Source organism: Streptococcus sp. SM3, assembly GCF_027497875.1.
The window spans coordinates 1-17,360 of sequence record NZ_JAJNSA010000051.1 but is presented as its reverse complement, the minus strand read 5'-3'; the positions used below and the strand labels follow the sequence as shown (position 1 = coordinate 17,360).

General features: G+C 37.0%; 18 protein-coding genes and 1 pseudogene. 12 read left to right on the top strand and 7 right to left on the bottom strand.

Going from position 1 to position 17,360, the window contains the following annotated elements; genetic code table 11:
* On the bottom strand, positions 1–812 hold an 812-nt coding region (locus PAN06_RS08595; RefSeq protein WP_269796073.1), incomplete at its 3' end, for a YfhO family protein.
* 49 nt (positions 813–861) lie between these two features.
* Positions 862–2,487: an ATP-binding cassette domain-containing protein gene (locus tag PAN06_RS08590; RefSeq protein WP_049486042.1), complete on the bottom strand. Its 1,626-nt coding sequence runs from the start codon at positions 2,485–2,487 to the stop codon at positions 862–864.
* A gap of 205 nt (positions 2,488–2,692) precedes the next feature.
* On the opposite strand from PAN06_RS08590, the gene trpS reads away from it, so the two are divergent.
* Both trpS and guaB read left to right on the top strand, forming a co-directional pair.
* Positions 2,693–3,721: a tryptophan--tRNA ligase gene (trpS, locus tag PAN06_RS08585; RefSeq protein WP_003002236.1), complete on the top strand. Its 1,029-nt coding sequence runs from the start codon at positions 2,693–2,695 to the stop codon at positions 3,719–3,721.
* Positions 3,722–3,863: 142 nt separating this feature from the next.
* A complete protein-coding gene (gene guaB, locus PAN06_RS08580; protein WP_003009220.1) occupies positions 3,864–5,345 on the top strand; it encodes an IMP dehydrogenase in 1,482 nt (493 codons plus the stop codon).
* Between the two features lie 45 nt (positions 5,346–5,390).
* Here the strand turns inward: guaB and recF are convergent, their stop codons facing one another.
* Together recF and yaaA are read right to left on the bottom strand one after the other, a co-directional pair.
* The gene (recF, locus tag PAN06_RS08575) at positions 5,391–6,485 is read right to left on the bottom strand and encodes a DNA replication/repair protein RecF (RefSeq protein WP_269796072.1); all 1,095 of its coding nucleotides are present in this window, start codon (positions 6,483–6,485) and stop codon (positions 5,391–5,393) included.
* On the bottom strand, positions 6,485–6,847 hold the full coding sequence (yaaA, locus tag PAN06_RS08570; RefSeq protein WP_155125169.1) for a S4 domain-containing protein YaaA: 363 nt from the start codon (positions 6,845–6,847) through the stop codon (positions 6,485–6,487). The genes recF and yaaA overlap by 1 nt, the downstream gene beginning before the upstream one ends.
* A 155-nt stretch (positions 6,848–7,002) precedes the next feature.
* On the opposite strand from yaaA, the gene PAN06_RS08565 reads away from it, so the two are divergent.
* The 8 genes from PAN06_RS08565 to PAN06_RS08530 all read left to right on the top strand — a co-directional run bounded on the left by PAN06_RS08565 (position 7,003) and on the right by PAN06_RS08530 (position 13,788).
* On the top strand, positions 7,003–8,250 hold the full coding sequence (locus tag PAN06_RS08565) for a pitrilysin family protein (protein WP_049471798.1): 1,248 nt from the start codon (positions 7,003–7,005) through the stop codon (positions 8,248–8,250).
* A gap of 8 nt (positions 8,251–8,258) precedes the next feature.
* Positions 8,259–9,533: a pitrilysin family protein gene (locus PAN06_RS08560; RefSeq protein WP_269796071.1), complete on the top strand. Its 1,275-nt coding sequence runs from the start codon at positions 8,259–8,261 to the stop codon at positions 9,531–9,533.
* Positions 9,534–9,559: 26 nt separating this feature from the next.
* On the top strand, positions 9,560–9,967 hold the full coding sequence (locus PAN06_RS08555; protein ID WP_269796070.1) for a helix-turn-helix domain-containing protein: 408 nt from the start codon (positions 9,560–9,562) through the stop codon (positions 9,965–9,967).
* A gap of 31 nt (positions 9,968–9,998) precedes the next feature.
* The gene (gene pgsA / locus PAN06_RS08550; protein ID WP_201037410.1) at positions 9,999–10,538 is read left to right on the top strand and encodes a CDP-diacylglycerol--glycerol-3-phosphate 3-phosphatidyltransferase; all 540 of its coding nucleotides are present in this window, start codon (positions 9,999–10,001) and stop codon (positions 10,536–10,538) included.
* Positions 10,539–11,363: an energy-coupling factor ABC transporter ATP-binding protein gene (locus PAN06_RS08545; RefSeq protein ID WP_134974250.1), complete on the top strand. Its 825-nt coding sequence runs from the start codon at positions 10,539–10,541 to the stop codon at positions 11,361–11,363. It abuts the gene before it with no gap.
* Positions 11,348–12,190 (top strand): energy-coupling factor transporter ATPase, encoded by an 843-nt coding sequence (locus tag PAN06_RS08540; RefSeq protein WP_269796069.1) that lies wholly within the window; start codon positions 11,348–11,350, stop codon positions 12,188–12,190. The genes PAN06_RS08545 and PAN06_RS08540 overlap by 16 nt, the downstream gene beginning before the upstream one ends.
* A complete protein-coding gene (locus PAN06_RS08535) occupies positions 12,183–12,980 on the top strand; it encodes an energy-coupling factor transporter transmembrane component T (RefSeq protein ID WP_269796068.1) in 798 nt (265 codons plus the stop codon). Before PAN06_RS08540 ends, PAN06_RS08535 begins: the two co-directional genes overlap by 8 nt.
* Positions 12,981–13,137: 157 nt before the next feature.
* Entirely contained in the window at positions 13,138–13,788 is a 651-nt protein-coding gene (locus tag PAN06_RS08530) for a LysM peptidoglycan-binding domain-containing protein (protein WP_269796067.1), read from the top strand.
* Positions 13,789–13,812: 24 nt separating this feature from the next.
* Here PAN06_RS08530 and PAN06_RS08525 read toward each other — a convergent pair whose 3' ends face one another.
* Genes PAN06_RS08525 through sdaAB form a run of 3 tightly spaced genes read right to left on the bottom strand, consistent with a single transcriptional unit; the run spans position 13,813 to position 15,997 of the window.
* Entirely contained in the window at positions 13,813–14,442 is a 630-nt protein-coding gene (locus PAN06_RS08525) for an HAD hydrolase-like protein (protein ID WP_269796066.1), read from the bottom strand.
* A gap of 1 nt (position 14,443) precedes the next feature.
* Positions 14,444–15,316, bottom strand: coding sequence for an L-serine ammonia-lyase, iron-sulfur-dependent, subunit alpha (gene sdaAA / locus PAN06_RS08520; protein WP_247913804.1), 873 nt, complete (start codon positions 15,314–15,316; stop codon positions 14,444–14,446).
* A 9-nt stretch (positions 15,317–15,325) separates the two neighbouring features.
* Positions 15,326–15,997, bottom strand: a complete 672-nt coding sequence (gene sdaAB, locus PAN06_RS08515) for an L-serine ammonia-lyase, iron-sulfur-dependent subunit beta (protein WP_269796065.1) — start codon at positions 15,995–15,997, stop codon at positions 15,326–15,328.
* 228 nt (positions 15,998–16,225) lie between these two features.
* On the opposite strand from sdaAB, the gene PAN06_RS08510 reads away from it, so the two are divergent.
* The gene (locus PAN06_RS08510) at positions 16,226–16,768 is read left to right on the top strand and encodes a LysM peptidoglycan-binding domain-containing protein (protein ID WP_269796064.1); all 543 of its coding nucleotides are present in this window, start codon (positions 16,226–16,228) and stop codon (positions 16,766–16,768) included.
* Positions 16,769–16,972: 204 nt separating this feature from the next.
* A pseudogene (locus tag PAN06_RS08505) lies at positions 16,973–17,360 on the top strand (tRNA 2-thiouridine(34) synthase MnmA); the annotation flags it as partial.

Sequence of the window (17,360 nt, the reverse complement as noted above, 5' to 3'; positions counted from 1 at the left end):
TACCAACTTTTTTCTGTAAAGATACTGTCAACCTTTGAAAAACTTTCTCCATGAGTGCGTAAATCTAAGAAGGTTGGATATAACATCACAAGGCTTGTTATAACTGATAAAAGAGATACAATCACAAAATGAAAGAAGCGTTTTCCAATTCCTTTGATGTCCCATGACAGTTGTGTCAAGTACCATAAAATAAGAAAAATAGACATCATAAACCCAAAATAATAATTTTGGATAAACAAGCTGGTTAAGCTGATAAAGTAGAGAATCTCTCCCTCATTGTAAATGAGTTTTTTGAATCCATAAAGAATTAATGGTGCTAGGATAAAAACATCTAGCCAAGTTTTGATTTCAATTTGGCTGATAGCAAAGCTCATAAGAGCAAATGATGTTGAAAGGGTAAGAACCAGGAATCTAGGAATTTTAGAAAACATTCCATGCAAACTAATATAAGTGCTTAATCCAATAGCTCCAAATTTAAGAAGAGTGATGAGATAAACAGCATCTGGCATGGATTGTGCATTAAAGAAGTAGACAAGAGGAGAAAAGAAACTTCCTAGATAATAGCTACTGAGTGCATAGAAATTAATGCCTAATCCACTTTGGAAACTGTAAAATAGGCTATCTGTCCCATGTAAAATATTTCGAAGTGTGGTATCAAAAATGACATACTGATGATAACCATCTCCTAATAAGGGGGATGTATCACTGTTCCAGTAGATTCCTTGTGAGAGGTAAATAAAGAACATCATGATAGCTGGAATCAGGAAAGAAGATACTATAAAAAGGGATGTTTTTAGCTTTGTTTTATTCATATATTTCTACTGAAAGAGCCTGAAATAATGATTTCAGGGCTCTTTATTTTTATGATTGGCTCCAAAGTTCTTTCACTTTTGCTTGAACTTCTTCATTTTCAAGAAACTCATCATAGGTTTCATCAATACGATCGATTACGCCGTTTTTTGAAAGAACGATAATATGGTTGGCGAGTGTTTGAATGAATTCGTGGTCATGGCTGGCAAAGATAATCGATTCTTTAAAATTCTTCAATCCATCATTCAAACTTGAGATAGACTCCAAATCCAAGTGATTGGTTGGATCATCCAGTACAAGAACATTTGACTTGAGGAGCATCAATTTAGACAACATGACACGAACTTTTTCTCCCCCTGACAAGACGTTGACAGACTTGTTAACTTCGTCACCCGAAAAGAGCATACGTCCTAAGAAACCACGAAGGAAAGTATTGTCATCTTCTTCTTTACTTGCAAATTGACGAAGCCAATCGAGAATACTTTCACCACCTGCAAAATCACGACTGTTGTCTTTTGGTAGATATGATCGACTAGTTGTAACTCCCCACTTGACAGTTCCTTCATATTCAATATCATCCATCAATGCACGGATCAAAGCGGTTGTTTGAATATCGTTCTGTCCGATAAGGGCGGTTTTGTCACCAGGACGTAAGATAAAGCTGATATTGTCAAGGATGGTTTCTCCATCAATCTTGACAGAAAGATTTTCAACTGTCAAGAGATCGTTACCAATTTCTCGTTCTGCCTTAAAGTTGATGAATGGGTACTTCCGACTAGATGGAACAATTTCTTCAAGTTCAATCTTGTCAAGCATTTTTTTACGCGAAGTTGCTTGTTTTGATTTTGAAGCGTTGGCTGAGAAACGTGCGACAAACTCTTGTAATTGTTTAATTTTTTCTTCAGCTTTTGCATTTCTATCTGCTTGTAATTTTGCTGCAAGTTCAGAAGATTCTTTCCAGAAATCATAGTTCCCGACGTAAAGTTTGATTTTTCCAAAGTCGAGATCCGCCATATGGGTGCAGACTTTATTCAAAAAGTGGCGGTCATGGGATACAACGATAACCGTATTTTCAAAATCAATCAGAAAATCTTCTAACCAGGTAATGGATTGAATATCCAATCCATTGGTCGGCTCGTCCAAAAGAAGGACATCTGGTTTACCAAAAAGGGCTTTAGCTAAGAGAACTTTCACTTTATCCCCATTGGCTAACTCGCTCATAGTTTGATAATGAAGGTCTTCTGAAATATTTAGATTTTGAAGCAATTGAGATGCTTCACTTTCTGCTTCCCATCCACCAAGTTCGGCAAATTCACCTTCAAGTTCAGCTGCACGGACACCATCTTCATCAGAGAAATCTTCTTTCATGTAGATAGCATCTTTTTCTTTCATAATGTTGTAGAGCTTTTCATTTCCCATAATGACAACATCGATGACCCGCTCGTCTTCGTAGTCAAAGTGATTTTGACGCAAAACAGACAAACGTTCATCAGGGCCAAGAGAAATATGACCAGTTGTTGGTTCAATATCTCCAGCTAAAATTTTTAAAAAGGTTGACTTTCCAGCACCGTTGGCACCGATGAGACCGTATGTATTTCCTTCTGTAAAGTTGATATTGACATCGTCAAACAATTTTCGATCACTAAAACGTAGTGAGACGTCTGATACTGTAAGCAATGATTTTCTCCTCTTTCTATAATGTCTTCATTTTACTAGAAAATAGGGGAAAATTCAACTTTTTTACTGTCAATTTGTTTTTACAATGATGTAAACGAAATTGACAGTTTAGTAAAGTGTTAATTCCTTACAAACATAGAGGATAGACTAACATTTTCAACTAGAAAGTGCTATAATGATAGGGATAACGATTAAGGAGAAGAGTATGACAAAACCCATCATTTTGACAGGAGATAGACCAACAGGAAAACTCCACATTGGCCACTATGTTGGTTCTTTAAAAAATCGCGTCTTGCTACAGAATAAAGACGAATATAATATGTTTGTTTTTTTGGCAGACCAGCAAGCTTTGACGGATCATGCAAAAGATCCAAAAACGATTGTGGAGTCTATTGGAAATGTTGCTTTGGATTATCTGGCAGCTGGACTAGATCCTGAAAAAGTTACGATTTTCATTCAAAGTCAGATTCCTGAATTAGCGGAATTGACAATGTATTACATGAATCTAGTATCTTTGGCGCGACTTGAAAGAAACCCAACTGTAAAAACCGAGATTTCTCAAAAAGGTTTTGGTGAGAGTATTCCAACAGGATTTTTGGTATACCCTATTTCACAAGCAGCCGATATCACAGCATTTAAAGCGAATTTTGTTCCAGTAGGAAATGATCAAAAGCCAATGATTGAACAAACTCGTGAGATTGTTCGTTCCTTTAATCATGCTTATAATACAGATACTTTGGTGGAACCGGAAGGGATTTATCCTGAAAATGAAGCAGCTGGTCGCTTACCTGGTTTAGATGGAAATGCTAAAATGTCTAAATCGTTGAATAATGGCATTTACCTAGCTGATGATGCAGATACTTTAAAGAAAAAAGTGATGAGTATGTATACTGATCCTGATCATATTAAAGTAGAGGATCCAGGAAAAATCGAAGGCAATATGGTATTTCATTACCTGGATGTATTTGGCCGTCCAGAAGATGCAGCTGAAATTGCAGAAATGAAAGAACATTATCAACGTGGTGGACTTGGTGATGTAAAGACCAAACGATATCTTTTAGAAATTTTAGATCGTGAATTAAGACCGATTCGTGAAAGACGACTTGAGTTTGCAAAGGATATGGGTGAGGTCTACTCTATTCTTGAAAAAGGAAGTGAGCGTGCTCGAAATGTAGCTGCTCAAACATTGGATGAAGTAAAATCAGCAATGGGAATTACCTATTTTAAAAAATAAAACGACTTCATTAAAAGCGAACATTTCTTACTGTTCATTGATAATTTACCAATAAATGATTGACAAATTGCCATAGAATGGTATGATATTAACAATAAAAATTCGAGCCTTGCTCAAATAAAAAGAAAAGAGGATCCAGCTAATGTCTAATTGGGACACAAAGTTTTTAAAAAAAGGGTTTACATTCGATGACGTGCTTTTGATTCCAGCAGAAAGTCACGTATTGCCTAATGATGCAGATTTAAGTACACAATTAGCAAGTAATTTACGCTTGAATATCCCAATCATTACTGCTGCCATGGACACAGTGACTGAAAGTCAAATGGCAATTGCAATGGCACGTGCTGGTGGACTTGGTGTTATCCATAAAAACATGTCAATTGAGCAACAGGCAGATGAAGTACGCAAAGTAAAACGCTCTGAAAATGGAGTTATCATTGATCCGTTCTATTTGACTCCGTCTCATACAATTGCAGAAGCAGATGAGTTGATGGGACGATATCGAATCAGTGGTGTTCCTGTTGTTGAAACACTTGAAAATCGTAAATTAGTTGGTATCCTTACAAACCGGGATTTGCGTTTTATTTCTGATTACAATCAACCCATTTCAAATCATATGACGAGTGAAAATTTGGTGACTGCACCGGTTGGAACTGATTTGGAAACAGCTGAACGCATTCTACAAGAGCACCGTATTGAAAAATTACCATTGGTAGATGAAAATGGTCGTCTTTCTGGCTTGATTACAATCAAAGATATTGAAAAAGTTATTGAGTTCCCAAATGCGGCTAAGGATGAATTTGGTCGTTTGCTTGTGGCTGGTGCCGTAGGGGTTACTTCAGATACTTTTGAACGTGCAGAAGCTCTTTTTGAAGCTGGTGCAGACGCAATTGTCATCGATACTGCTCATGGACATTCTGCGGGTGTTCTTCGTAAGATTGCAGAAATTCGTGCCCACTTCCCAGATCGTACCTTGATTGCAGGAAATATTGCAACCGCTGAAGGTGCTCGTGCATTATTTGATGCAGGGGTAGACGTAGTTAAAGTCGGAATTGGTCCAGGATCAATCTGTACAACTCGTGTTGTTGCAGGGGTTGGTGTTCCTCAAGTGACTGCTATTTATGACGCAGCCGCTGTAGCTCGTGAATATGGAAAAACGATCATTGCTGATGGTGGTATCAAGTATTCAGGAGATATTGTCAAAGCACTCGCAGCTGGTGGAAATGCAGTAATGCTTGGTTCAATGCTTGCAGGTACAGATGAAGCACCAGGTGAAACAGAAATCTTCCAAGGTCGTAAGTTTAAAACATACCGTGGTATGGGATCTATTGCAGCAATGAAGAAAGGTTCTAGCGACCGTTACTTCCAAGGATCTGTCAATGAAGCCAATAAATTAGTCCCTGAAGGAATTGAAGGACGCGTTGCTTATAAAGGTTCTGTAGCAGATATGGTCTTCCAAATGATCGGTGGTATTCGTTCAGGTATGGGTTATGTTGGTGCAGCAACCATTCAAGATTTACATGATCATGCACAATTTGTCGAAATGAGTGGCGCCGGATTGAAAGAAAGCCATCCTCATGATGTGCAAATTACAAACGAGGCTCCTAACTACTCGGCACAATAAATTTACACATTTGTAAATAAAAACAACAGCATCTTGACAGTATTGTCAAGATGCTGTTTTGATATGACCGGCTTGAACAGTGAAAATTTTCAACTCTTCAGGCAGTTCTTTTAAATGATCAAGAGTGGTCGTTGTAATAAATGTTTGAATATTATTAGAGATAGTTTCAAGTAGTTGAAGTTGACGATAATTGTCAAGTTCGCTCATGACATCGTCAAGTAATAAAATAGGCTTTTCTCTTGTGATTTCTTCCATCAATTCGATTTCTGCTAATTTTAGAGAGAGAACAACACTTCGATGCTGGCCTTGACTACCAAAGGTAGCATTCATATTATTGATAAAAAATGCCAAATCATCCCTGTGAGGCCCAATACTTGTTGTTTTTCTAAAAATATCCTTCTGACGGTTTTTTTCCAACATAGAGAGAAACTGCTCTTCTATATCATTTCCTTCTTCAGAAAAAACAGTTGACTGATATTGAATCGATAGGTCTTCTTTGTTGTCAGAAAGTCGAGTGTGTTTTTCTTCTGCTTTAGCTTCTAATTTTTTAATAAACTTAAGCCGATGATGGATGACGCGACTTCCAAAATTAGCTAGTTGTGAATCTAAGACCTCCAAAAATGTAGCATCAATTTTTTCCGAATTTTTTAGATAACTGTTTCTTTGTTTCAGTACATGGTTGTATTGAGATAAGTCGGATAAATAGAGAGGTTTCATCTGACCTAATTCAATGTCAATAAACTTTCGACGCCCTGCAGGTGATCCTTTGATCAGTTGCAAATCTTCGGGTGCGAAAAGGACAACATTCATATGGCCAATATAGTTCGATAATTTGGCTTGTTTCAAATGATTTACCTTAGTTATCCGACCTTTTGGTGTCAAGGAAATTTCTAATGGAAGGGGACCAGTTTCTCTTTGTAATTGACCAGACACTTTAAAATCGGTGGATTCAAAATAGATGAGATCTCTATCATTTCGTGTTCGATGACTTCTGGTTAAAGCTAGAAAATAAATTGATTCGAGAATATTAGTCTTTCCTTGAGCATTTTGACCTAGGAAAATATTTAATCCAGGATGAAACTCGACTTCTAGTTCTTGATAATTACGAAAATTTTGAATGGATAAGTGTTTTAACCACATTACGAGATACCAGGAAAGCGAATCGCTTTTTCTTTTTTGTTAGACTTTTTCGGTTGTTTCTTTTGTTGTTGATTGAGTTGCTTGACAAGTTTAGCAACACGTTCCTTTTCTTCCTTGTCTTTAAGATGCTCTTCTATTTCTTCTTGAGAAGGTTCAAGAATGGTGATAGTTATGCTCAGTTCAGGAATGTCAATTTGATCATTGACACGAAGTTTACGGCCTCTCCGTTGTTCTGATTCACCATTAACAAAGACTTCTTTTTCTTGAAGAAAGGCTTTGATTGCACCACCACTCTGTATAATACCGAGTTCTTTTAAGATTGCTTGTAATGTAATAAAATCATCAAATAATTTGTAATTCATAGTTCACCTCTTTGCGTGTTATTATACCATATTTTTAGTTTTTCTAGGGTAGAGAATGTTGAGTGATTTGAGGAGCTTTTTCACAGTTTGAATTAGGATTTTAGTGTGATTTCGTGTTATAATGAAAGTTACTATTGAGTAGAACGAGGATGAAAATGGAATTAGTAAAGGGCGTGAATCTTCACTTTCTTCAATCAAAAAAATTTAAAACCAATAAAATTAAGGTCCGTTTTTCATCGCCATTAGATGAAAATACCGTGGCTGCGCGTGTTTTAGTAGCCTGTATGATGGAAACTGCAAATCAAAAATATCCAACTTCACAATTATTCCGTGAAAAATTAGCTAGTCTATACGGGGTAGAATTGTCAACCTCAGTCTCTAAGAGGGGTCGTGTTCATTATGTTGATTTGAATATTTCCTTTGTGCGCGATGACTTTTTGAGCAAGAAAAATGTTCTTACTGATGAGGTTTTAGACATTATAGAAACTATCTTCTTTTCACCTTTGGTAGTAGAAGATCACTTTGACAGTGATACATTTGACGTTGAAAAGAAAAATACGATTTCCGATTTGGAGTCAGAAATTGAAGAGCCTTATTATTATGCACATGGGCAATTGAATCAACTATTTTTTGAAGACGAAACAATCGGGATGTCAAGATTGGGGAAAGTTGATTTAGTGAGACAAGAAACAGCTCAAAGTTCTCTTGAACAGTTTCATCAGATGCTCCAATTAGATAACATTGACTTCTTTTTCATAGGTGACTTTAATGAGGTCGCTATTGTGGATCGAGTGAACCAGTTTGAATTCAAGCCACGTGATAACAATTTGTCTGTCACCTATCAACAACCTTTTACAAATGTTGTAAGAGAAAAGTTAGAGCAAAAACAAAACCAACAATCTATTTTAGAATTAGGTTATCATTTTTCTACCCAGTATGGAGAATCTCTCCATATCCCTCTAGTTGTATTAAATGGGATGCTGGGAGCTTTCTCGCATTCGAGACTTTTTCAAATAATACGTGAGAAAGAAGGCCTTGCTTATACTATCTCAAGCCATTTTGATATTTTTACAGGCTTCATGAGAGTTTTTGCAGGCATTGATAAGGAATCTCGTACCAAAGTAATGACCTTGATTATGAGACAGTTGAATGATTTAAAACGAGGCAAGTTTACAGAGTCAGAGCTTCAATTGACAAAAGAAATGTTGGTGAATACGACCTTATTAGCACAGGATCGGCAAAATACCTTGATTGAAAGGGAATATTTGAAAACGATCCTAGGAACGAAAGTTCTTTCTCTAGAAGAGTGGTTAGAATCTATCGATAAGGTTAGTAGAGAAGAAATTATTGAAGTAGCAAAAACAATTAATTTACAGTCTGTTTATTTTATGGAAGGAAAGTAGTGTAAAGATTGAAAATTAAAGAAAAATATTATGAATCGGTTGGTGAGCAAGTTTACTTTACACGCTTGTCAAATGGGTTGACTATTCATTTAATTCCCAAAGAAGATTATTATGAAACCTATGGAATAATCACAACTAAGTTTGGCTCAGTGGATACACGAATTCTAGTGAATGGTGATGAAAGGCAATATCCTGCAGGAATTGCACATTTTCTAGAACACAAAGTGTTTGAAGATGAAAATGGTCAAGATTATTTAAAAAAATTCGTTCATTTAGGATCGGAAAGTAATGCCTTTACAAGCTTTACAAAGACAAGTTATCTTTTCTCAACAACTTCAAAAGTCCCTGAAAATATTCAATTGTTATTGGAGATGGTTTCAAAGGTTTCCTTTACAGAAAAATCTGTATCTAAGGAAAGAGAAATCATTCAACAAGAAATTGGAATGTACCAAGATAGTCCAGACTATCGATTATTTTTTGGTGCTTTAGAAAATTTATATCCTGGAACACCGTTAGCAGATGATATTGCTGGAACTAGGGAGTCTATTTCTGACATTACAATAGATAATCTCCGTGAAAACTTTGATCTATTCTATCATCCCTCTCAAATGCATTTATTAGTGATCGGAAACTTTGATGTTGATGAAGTATTGCAAGTAGTAAAGAAATATGATCTGACTTCTCCTCGTCCTTCTGTGGAGTTAGAACGTTTTCCTGTAGAAAAAAATGAAGTAAGATTGAATCAATCTTGTAGAATGGAAGTTGCTACTCCGAAGTTGGCAATTGGAATTCGAGGAAATGATATCATTAAGGAAGAGGAAAAATTTCGTTATAAATTGATATTGAAATTACTGTTTTCGATGATGTTTGGTTGGACTTCGCAACGGTTTCAAAGTTTATATGAATCTGGGAAGATTGACAACTCATTGACACTTGAAGTCGAGGTTGAGGAATTATTTCATTTCGTTATTTTGACAATGGATACTCAAGAACCGGTGTCCTTATCTCATCAATTTAGGTCAGCGATCAAACAATTTGAGAAGGATCCAGATGTGAATCAGGAACATTTGGATACGATTAAAAGCGAAATGTTTGGTGATTTCTTACAAGGTTTAAATTCGCTTGAGTATAGTGCCACTCAGTTTGAATATTTTTCAGACGGTAGCACTTCTTATGATCTTCCAAAGATTTTACAAGGTATTAGTTTACAAGATATCATCAAATTAGGGCGTCAGTTCATCGACCAGGCTGAGATGGTTGATTATATGATTTTTCAAAAGTAGTAAACAATGTATCAAGAAGGGAAAACATGAAGAAGAGAACGATTGGTCAAGTGTTAAGACTGTCAAGAGTAAATTTACACTTAAGTTTACAGGATGTGTCAAATAAGACAGCCATTGAAATTCCTTATATAGAAGCGTTGGAAAACGATGAGTTTGATCTATTACCGAGTCCCTTTTACGCTCAGATCTATCTTAAAAAGTTAGCATGGGCTTTGGGATTAGATGAGTCCATCCTATTGACAGCTTTTCGCGAAGGAAAAGAATTGTTATTTGATGAAGAAATACTTGTAGATGACGAAGAGCTTCATTCAAGAAAAGTAAGACAGAAAGCGAGCTGGTTACCAATCCTGTATTATCTACTAGTTAGTTTTGCCATTCTTGGCTTTGTGATTTATATCGTATATTTTTATGAGTTTACAGCATCTGTAAAATAGATGTAAAGATAGTTTATTTTTTGGAGGAAGTATGAAAAAAGAAAATATTCCTAATGCATTGACATTATTTCGGGTTGTGATGATTCCTATTTTTATTGCCATTTTAAGTTTAAGTCACTCTTACTTAGGACATATTGTAGCGGCAGTTATTTTTGCAATTGCTAGTATTACAGATTATTTAGATGGCTTTCTTGCACGAAAATGGAATGTAGTTAGTAATTTTGGTAAATTTGCCGATCCAATGGCAGATAAATTATTGGTCATGTCAGCCTTTATCATGATGATTGAATTAAAAATGGTTCCTGCTTGGATTGCAGCCGTTATCATTTGTCGTGAGTTAGCTGTTACTGGTTTGCGTCTTCTACTTGTTGAGACAGGTGGTACAGTTCTTGCTGCAGCCATGCCAGGAAAAATTAAAACCTTTAGCCAAATGTTTGCCATTATCTTTTTGCTTTGCCATTGGACACTTCCAGGGCAAGTGTTGCTTTATATTGCATTGATTTTCACAATTTATTCTGGTTACGACTACTTTAAGGGAAGTAGCTATCTCTTTAAAGACACATTTAAATAAATGAAACAGATGATTGAGCTAAAAAATGTATCCTTTCGATACGATAACACAGTAGAAGAGTATCAAATTGACACGGTTTCGTTTCACGTGAAACAAGGAGAGTGGCTTTCGATTGTTGGACACAATGGTAGTGGCAAATCTACAGTTGTACGCCTGATTGATGGTCTTTTAGAAGCTGAGTCTGGTGAGATTTACGTTGATGGAAAACAACTGACTCGTGAAACCATATGGGAAATCCGTAGTAAAATTGGGATTGTATTTCAGAACCCTGACAACCAATTTGTTGGTGCGACAGTAGAAGATGATGTTGCCTTTGGTTTAGAAAATCAAGGAATTCCACGGGAAGAAATGCTTCAACGTGTGGAGAAGGCTATTGAGCAAGTTGGTATGCTGGAGTTTAAAGATCGCGAACCATCTCGTTTGTCAGGTGGTCAAAAGCAACGGGTGGCCATAGCAGGTATTATCGCCTTGAGACCAACTATTATTATCCTTGATGAAGCAACTAGTATGTTGGATCCAGAAGGTAGAGAGGATCTAATGGCGGTAATGAGAGAACTTCAAAAAAAATTTCAATTAACAATTATCTCCATTACCCATGATTTAACCGAAATTGCCTTAAGTGATCGAACACTCGTGTTTCAAAAGGGAAAACTAGAGTCTTCTATGACGCCGCGGGAATTGTTTTCAAGAAATGACCTTAATGAGATTGGACTAGATAAGCCTTTTAGTAAGCAGGTTCAAGAATCTCTCAGCTCGCATTTTCCGCTAAAACAGGATTATCTAACAGAAAGTGAGTTATTAGACCAACTATGGGAATCTCTTTAAAGAATGTCTATTATACTTATCAAGAGGGAAGTCCTTTTGAAGGGCAGGCGCTTTCTGATATTAGTTTGGAAATAAAAAATGGATCTTATACAGCCATCATCGGGCATACTGGTAGTGGCAAGTCTACTTTGTTGCAATTACTAAATGGTTTACTGCGTCCGACTACAGGAACGATTCAATTTGAAGATTTTGTTTTAGATAATCATTCTGAGCCAAAAGAAATGAAGTACCTGAGAAAAAAAGTCGGTTTGGTTTTTCAATTTCCAGAAAGTCAGCTATTTGCGGAAACCGTTCTAGCTGATGTAGCCTTTGGACCACAAAATTTTGGGGTACCTAAGGAAAAAGCGGAGGAAATAGCCAAAGAAAAATTAGCGATCGTTGGTTTAGAAGAGTCTATCTATGATAAAAGTCCATTTGAACTATCTGGTGGACAGATGAGACGGGTTGCGATCGCAGGTATTTTAGCTATCGAACCAGAAATTTTAGTATTGGACGAGCCGACAGCAGGGCTAGATCCTGCTGGAAGAAAGGAATTGATGGCGCTATTTGAGACATTACATAAAAATGGGATGACACTAGTTCTGGTAACTCATACAATGGATGATGTAGCAAATTTTGCTGATACCGTATTTGCTTTGGAAGCAGGAAAACTTGTCCTAAAGGGATCCCCAAGGGAAGTGTTTCAACAGGTTGAGTATTTACAAAAACTTCAATTAGGAGTCCCACAAATTACGAATTTTGCTCTTCAATTGAAACGAAGAGGACTTCCTCTGGACAGACTACCAATCAAAATTGAGGAACTAAAGGAGCTGTTACTTCATGAATAATATGATTTTAGGAAGATATATTCCTGGAAACTCCATTATCCACCAACTAGATCCTCGTGGGAAGTTGCTCTCAATGTTTTTATTCATATTTCTTCTGTTTTGGGCAAATAATATCCAGACAAATGTTCTTCTCTTTGGTTTTATTTTTGTTTTAATGTATCTAACGAGGATTTCAGTTAGTTTTTATATTAAAGGCTTAAAATCAATGATTTTTATCATTGCTTTTACAACTATTTTTCAATTATTTGCGACCTCTCAAGGAACTATTTTGTATCAATGGTGGTTTTTTAAATTAACTGACCAAGGATTGATGCAAGCCGCCATCATATTTTGTAGATTTATTTTAATCATTTTTTATTCAACGATTTTAACAGTGACGACGACACCATTGAGTTTAGCAGATGCTGTTGAAAAGATCCTTACACCACTAAAAATTATTAAGGTTCCGGCTCATGAGATAGGCTTAATGCTATCTATGAGTTTGCGCTTTGTTCCAACCTTAGTAGATGATACGAATCGAATCATGAATGCGCAAAGGGCGCGTGGTGTTGATTTTGGTGAAGGAAATCTATTAAAAAGGATCCGTTCCTTTATTCCGATTCTCATTCCTTTGTTTGCCTCAAGTTTTAAACGCGCAGATGCATTAGCAATTGCGATGGAAGCGAGAGGGTACAAAGGCGGTGAGGGACGAACACGCTATCGGACTCTGCAGTGGGGAGTAAAAGATAGCCTGGCATTGCTCGTTATTCTGTGCCTCATGTTGATAGTTTTTTATCTAAAAAATGGATAGAGCTAGTTGTATTGGTTCAAAAATAAGGAAAAAGCGCTATACAAAGCGCTTTTTACATTAAATTCACATATTCTTGTAACATTTGTAATATATTCTACAATAAACTGTAACATTTTGTGTGTATGATAGAATTATGTTCGAAAGGAGAATAGAATTCATGAACAGTAAAAAGTTCCAATGGACAGTCACTTCCCTACTTTCAGCAGCGTCACTTTTCATTTCTGGTATTGCTACAGTGAATGCTGAAACTTACGAAGTGAAGTCTGGAGATACTCTATCAAAAATTGCACTAGAAAATAACACTTCTGTAGAAAATATTATTGCATCTAACAATTTGACCAATGAAGATTTGATCTATGCAGGACAAATTATTGAGTTAGGTGAGCGTTCAAAATCTATGATTGATAAAGTTGCTCCACAAGAGCAAGCAAAACCTGCTGAAAGTGCAACTACAGCAACTGCAACAGCACAAGCTGCTCAAAAACAAACAACTTATGCAGCAAATGCTGCAGTGACTTCTGCACAATCAACAAATGGTGGAATTGTTCTATCAAATGGGAATACTGCTGGAGAACAAGGATCTTATGCGGCTGCTCGTATGGCTGAAATGACTGGCGTACCTGCTTCTACTTGGGAAGCAATCATTGCCCGTGAATCAAATGGTCAAGTAAATGCAGCAAATGCTTCTGGTGCCAGTGGTTTGTTCCAAACAATGCCAGGTTGGGGTTCAACTGCAACAGTTGATGATCAAATCCAGGCTGCATACAATGCATATAGCTCACAAGGTTTATCAGCTTGGGGTTATTAAAAAATAGGTTTACAATTTGTAAACCTATTTTTTTAATGTCTCAAGAATGTCAAGTGGAGAGTGACAAATAAAATCTGGTGAGTAAAGAAGTAGCTCTTCAAGATCTCCAAATCCCCAAGTGACGGCCATGGTTTTTATGCCAACTGTTTGACCTCCAATGAGGTCAAATTTTGTGTCTCCAATAATCACTGTCTCCTCTTTTGGAAGGTCATTGATTGACAAGGCGTATCGAATGACATCGGCTTTGTGGATACGATCTGAATTTGATCCATAAATTCCTTTAAAGTATTTGGCGACACCTAAATCTTGACACATCTGTAAAGCAACCGGTTCATGTTTTGAAGTTGTTACATAAAGGGGAATGTTTTCGTCTTGTAATGCTTTCAAAGCTTCTACTATCTGAGGAAATAGAGTTGATTTGTATTGACCTTTTTCATGATAATACTGGCGATAGATAGTTACGGCTTGATCTACCAAAGTTTCAGGAAGAGTAGCTTCAAAACTAGAAATCAAAGGTGGTCCCATAAAACTACGGATGGTTTCGAGATCGGGTTGAGGAACCTTTAAAGTATCGAATGTATGTTGAAAGCTCTCTATAATTCCCTTGGAACTGTCAACTAATGTTCCGTCTAAGTCAAAAAATAAGGCTTGCATGTTATTCTCCAAATATCTCTTTTTGTAATCTACGTCCGGTTGGTGTTGCTGCCAATCCTCCTTCAGCTGTTTCTCTAAAGGCAGTCGGAAGACTAGAACCAACTTGGTACATGGCGTCAATCACTTCATCAACAGGTATTTTTGATTCAATGCCTGCTAAGGCCATATCAGCAGCAATGAAGGCATAGCTGGCTCCCATTGCGTTTCGTTTGACACATGGGACTTCCACAAGACCTGCTACTGGATCACAAATGAGCCCAAGCATGTTTTTGATGACAAAACAGACTGCTTGACTCGCTTGATAAGGAGTTCCTCCAGCAGCTAGTGTCAATGCTGCCGCACTCATAGCTGAAGCAGAACCGACTTCTGCCTGACAACCACCTTCTGCACCTGAAATAGAAGCATTATTGGCGATCACTAAACCAAAAGCTCCAGCTGTCAGTAGAAAATCTAATTGTTGCTGACGGTTTAACCCTAATTTTTGGGTTGCTGCAGTGAGAACTGCGGGAAGACAGCCAGCAGATCCTGCAGTGGGTGTTGCACAGACCAATCCCATCTTAGCATTGTGTTCGTTGACAGCGATAGCATTCTTAGCTGCGGTTAAGACGGTCAAGTCAGATAACGTTTTTCCTGATTTGATATAGCGATCTAATTTTGCGGCATCCCCACCGGTTAACCCACTACGAGAGTGATTTTCATTTAACCCTAATCTTACAGAATCAATCATCACTTCTAAATTCCGGGTCATTAATTGGAGGACTTCTTCGCGTTCACGACCAGTTAGTTCAAATTCAGTTGCAATCATTAACTCTGCGACGTTTCCTTCGTATTGCGTGCTTGCTTGTTCTACGAGGTCTACAATTGAATAAAACATACGAACTCCTTATTTGAAAAAGTTGACATTATGAAGATGAGGAATTTGACGGATATCTTCGATAGCTGCTTCACAACTCCTTGAGTCAACTTCTATAATCATAATCGCTTTTTCTCCAGCTTTTTCCCGCGTCACATTCATTTGTGCAATGTTAATATCATAGCGAGAAAGGGCTTCTGTCACATGAGCGATCATCCCAGGGACGTCTTGATGCACAATGATAATGGTTGGAGTATTCATATTTAGCGAGATGGCAAAGCCGTTTAACTCAGTTACCTGTATGTTCCCACCACCAATTGAGATTCCAGTGACAGAAATCATTTTATGATCATTTTTAACAGTAATGGTTGTTGTGTTTGGGTGAGGAGCATTGCTCTCTTTTTGAATAGACCAAACAATCCGAATGCCTCTTTCATGTGCAATTTTTAGACTATCTGGGATTCTAGGATCATCTGTGTCCATTCCTAAGATGCCTGCCACTAAGGCTAAATCTGTTCCATGACCACGATAGGTTTTTGCGAAGGAATTAAATAATTGGAACTCAACCTCTTTTGGCTCCTCTCCAAAAATAGAAGAAACAATTTTACCAATTCGAACAGCACCTGCAGTATGACTACTGGATGGGCCAATCATCACAGGTCCAATAATATCAAAAACTGATTGGAATTTTAAAGAGTTCATGCTCTGCTCCTTTGTGATCACTTTACTTCATTATATCAGATATGGCTGATGATTTCTTATATTTTTCCCGAAATAAATGAGAAATCTTAAGCAAGACTTAAAGCATTTATATTATATCTAAACTTTAGTCTTTCTAACATCTATCTGAAATATTTGACATATAATTTCAATAAATATGAAATATTTCTTGTGTAGTATAGAGGTATACCAATAAAGGAGTACATAATAATGAATAAAAAACAAATGATGAAACGAATAATTGGACTTAGTTTACTTGCAGGACTTTTCCTTCCAATTGTAGCGAATGCAGATTCTTATACTGTAAAATCAGGTGATACTTTATCAGCTATTGCTAAAGAGAAGAACACAACGGTTGATGCGATTGCTAAGAAAAATAAGATTAGTAACGTGAACCTTATCTCAGTTGGTCAAGTTCTTGAGATTGAAGATGCAAATACAACGCAGAAAACTACGGAGCAAGCTACTACTAGTAAAACTGATACTACACAAGTAACAACGACTGTCTCTGCTTCAGATGGCTTGAGTGCGGAAGATGCAGCTGCTAAGGAATGGATTGCTCAAAAAGAGTCAAGTGGTAGTTATACAGCACAAAATGGCCAATATTATGGTCGTTACCAATTGACTATCACTTATTTGAATGGTGATTTATCACCTGCAAACCAAGAAAAAGTGGCCAATCAATATGTTGTCACCCGTTATGGATCATGGTCAGCAGCTAAAAATTTCTGGTTGGCGAATGGCTGGTATTAAATTCGTTTAAAAAGAGTTCTTGAATAGGACTCTTTTTATATTTACAGACTTGTAAACCCATCGATCCTGATCAACAAAAAGAATAGTAAGATGCTTGTTTTCTAATATAAAGCGTGTTAAAATGGTAACTGCTCAAAACGACCTTCAATCGTTGAAGCAAACCACGACCTTCAATCGTGAGAAACGAAAAGATGGGAGAAATCTATGAGTGATAACTCGAAAACACGTGTTGTTGTTGGTATGAGTGGTGGTGTGGATTCATCTGTAACAGCTTTATTATTAAAGCAACAGGGTTACGATGTCATCGGCATCTTCATGAAAAACTGGGACGACACAGACGAAAATGGCGTCTGTACAGCTACAGAAGATTACAAAGATGTAGCAGCGGTCGCAGACCAAATTGGCATTCCTTACTATTCTGTCAACTTTGAGAAAGAATACTGGGATCGTGTCTTTGAATATTTCCTTGCTGAATACCGAGCTGGTCGAACACCAAATCCGGATGTCATGTGTAATAAGGAAATCAAATTTAAGGCCTTTTTAGATTATGCTATGACACTCGGTGCAGATTATGTGGCCACAGGGCACTATG

What these genes read in the sequence shown, in the direction of transcription:
- pgsA (WP_201037410.1), top strand. Translation starts at nt 9,999, where the DNA reads ATGAAAAAAGAAAATATTCCTAATGCATTGACATTATTTCGGGTTGTG.
- PAN06_RS08555 (WP_269796070.1), top strand. Translation starts at nt 9,560, where the DNA reads ATGAAGAAGAGAACGATTGGTCAAGTGTTAAGACTGTCAAGAGTAAAT.
- PAN06_RS08545 (WP_134974250.1), top strand. Translation starts at nt 10,539, where the DNA reads ATGAAACAGATGATTGAGCTAAAAAATGTATCCTTTCGATACGATAAC.
- PAN06_RS08535 (WP_269796068.1), top strand. Translation starts at nt 12,183, where the DNA reads ATGAATAATATGATTTTAGGAAGATATATTCCTGGAAACTCCATTATC.
- guaB (WP_003009220.1), top strand. Translation starts at nt 3,864, where the DNA reads ATGTCTAATTGGGACACAAAGTTTTTAAAAAAAGGGTTTACATTCGAT.
- trpS (WP_003002236.1), top strand. Translation starts at nt 2,693, where the DNA reads ATGACAAAACCCATCATTTTGACAGGAGATAGACCAACAGGAAAACTC.
- yaaA (WP_155125169.1), bottom strand. Translation starts at nt 6,847, where the DNA reads ATGAATTACAAATTATTTGATGATTTTATTACATTACAAGCAATCTTA.
- sdaAA (WP_247913804.1), bottom strand. Translation starts at nt 15,316, where the DNA reads ATGTTTTATTCAATTGTAGACCTCGTAGAACAAGCAAGCACGCAATAC.
- PAN06_RS08530 (WP_269796067.1), top strand. Translation starts at nt 13,138, where the DNA reads ATGAACAGTAAAAAGTTCCAATGGACAGTCACTTCCCTACTTTCAGCA.
- PAN06_RS08540 (WP_269796069.1), top strand. Translation starts at nt 11,348, where the DNA reads ATGGGAATCTCTTTAAAGAATGTCTATTATACTTATCAAGAGGGAAGT.
- recF (WP_269796072.1), bottom strand. Translation starts at nt 6,485, where the DNA reads ATGTGGTTAAAACACTTATCCATTCAAAATTTTCGTAATTATCAAGAA.
- sdaAB (WP_269796065.1), bottom strand. Translation starts at nt 15,997, where the DNA reads ATGAACTCTTTAAAATTCCAATCAGTTTTTGATATTATTGGACCTGTG.
- PAN06_RS08565 (WP_049471798.1), top strand. Translation starts at nt 7,003, where the DNA reads ATGGAATTAGTAAAGGGCGTGAATCTTCACTTTCTTCAATCAAAAAAA.
- PAN06_RS08510 (WP_269796064.1), top strand. Translation starts at nt 16,226, where the DNA reads ATGAATAAAAAACAAATGATGAAACGAATAATTGGACTTAGTTTACTT.
- PAN06_RS08525 (WP_269796066.1), bottom strand. Translation starts at nt 14,442, where the DNA reads ATGCAAGCCTTATTTTTTGACTTAGACGGAACATTAGTTGACAGTTCC.